Source organism: Kitasatospora sp. NPDC001539 (assembly GCF_040298565.1).
Lineage (GTDB): Bacteria > Actinomycetota > Actinomycetes > Streptomycetales > Streptomycetaceae > Kitasatospora.
Genome location: NZ_JBEPAK010000474.1, coordinates 1 through 1,684, shown reverse-complemented (window position 1 = coordinate 1,684; position 1,684 = coordinate 1). Strand labels below are relative to the sequence as shown.

Annotated in this window: 1 protein-coding gene; it reads right to left on the bottom strand. The window is 71.7% G+C overall.

Going from position 1 to position 1,684, the window contains the following annotated elements:
- On the bottom strand, positions 1 to 1,684 hold a 1,684-nt coding region (locus tag ABT247_RS33380), incomplete at both ends, for a condensation domain-containing protein (protein ID WP_350750350.1).

Genomic DNA, 1,684 nt, shown 5'->3' with positions numbered 1-1,684 from the left:
TGTTCGACCAGGCGCTCGAAGGGGATGTCCTGGTGGTCGTAGGCGTCGAGGTCGGTGTGGCGGACGCGGTCCAGCAGTTGCCGGAAGGTGGGGTTGCCGGTGGTGTCGGTGCGCAGGACGAGGGTGTTGACGAAGAAGCCGACGAGGTCGTCGAGGGCCGCATCGGTGCGTCCGGCGACGGGGGTGCCGAGGGGCAGGTCGGTGCCGGCGCCGAGCCGGGTGTAGAGGGTGGCGACGGCGGCCTGGAGGACCATGAACAGACTGGCGTTCTGCGCGGCGGCCAACTCCGCAAGAGCGCCGTGCAGTTCGGTGCCGACGGTGAACTCGACCAGGTCGCCCCGATGGCTGGGGGTGGTCGGCCGGGGCCGGTCGTAGGGGAGCGCCAGTTCCTCCGGCGCGTCGGACAGCGACCGCTCCCAGAAGGCGAGTTGCCGTCCGAGCAGACTGTCCTGGTCGTCTTCCGAGCCGAGGAGTTCGCGCTGCCAGAGGGTGTAGTCGGCGTACTGGACGGGCAGCGGCCGCCAGTCGGGTGCCGAGCCGCTGCGGCGGGCCTGGTAGGCGGCGGCGAGGTCCCGGAAGAGCGGGGCGACGGACCAGCCGTCGCTGGCGATGTGGTGCAGCAGCACCAGCAGCACGTGACGGTCGGCGCCGAGGGAGAACAGCCGGGTGCGGATCGGCGGCTCGGTGGCCAGGTCGAAGACGTGGCCGATCGCCTGGTCGAGCACTTCGGCCAGTTCGGACTCGTCGGCGACGCGGGTCAGTTGGAGGGTGGGCTCGAGGTCGTCGCGGACCTGCTGGTGGGGCCGGCCCTCGACGGTCGGGAAGGTGGTGCGCAGCACTTCGTGCCGGTCCGCGACGTCCCGCAGGGCCTCGGCGAGGGCGGTGGTGTCGATCTCGCCGGTCAGCCGGACGGCAAACGGGGTGTTGTACAGGGCGCTCGGGCCCTCGAACTGCTCGATGAACCAGAGCCGTTGCTGGGCGTAGGAGAGCGGCACCAGCTCGGGGCGCTTCCGGGGCGCCAGCGCCGCGCGTCCGTCGGTGTGACTCTCGCCGAGTCGGCGGGCCAGCCCGGCGACGGTGGGTGCGTCGAACAGGGTGCGGATGGGGACCTCGACGTCCAGGGTGGTGCGGATGCGGCTGGCGAGCTTGGTGGCGAGGAGGGAGTGGCCGCCGAGGTCGAAGAAGTTGTCGTCGATGCCGACGGTGGGTAGTGCGAGGACGTCGGCGAAGAGTTCGCAGAGGGTTCGTTCGGTGGTGGTGCGGGGCTCGCGGACGGTGGCGGCTGCGCCGTAGTCGGGGGTGGGGAGGGCGCGGCGGTCGATCTTGCCGTTGGGGGTGATGGGGAGGGTGTCGAGGGTGACGACGGCGGCGGGGAGCATGTAGGCGGGGAGGCGTTCGGCGGCGAAGGTGTGCAGTTCGGCGGGGGTGGCGGTGCCGGTGGTGTAGACGACGAGGCGTTTGTCGCCGGGTTGGTCCTCGCGGACGGTCGCGACGACCTGTCCGACGGCCGGGTGGGCGGCGAAGGCGGTCTCCACCTCGCCGAGTTCGATGCGGAAGCCGCGGAGCTTGATCTGGTCGTCCGCGCGAGTGACGAACTCCAGTTCGCCGGTGGTGGTCCAGCGGGCGAGGTCGCCGGTGCGGTACATGCGGGTGCCGGGGTCGCCGTAGGGGCAGGCGGTGAAGC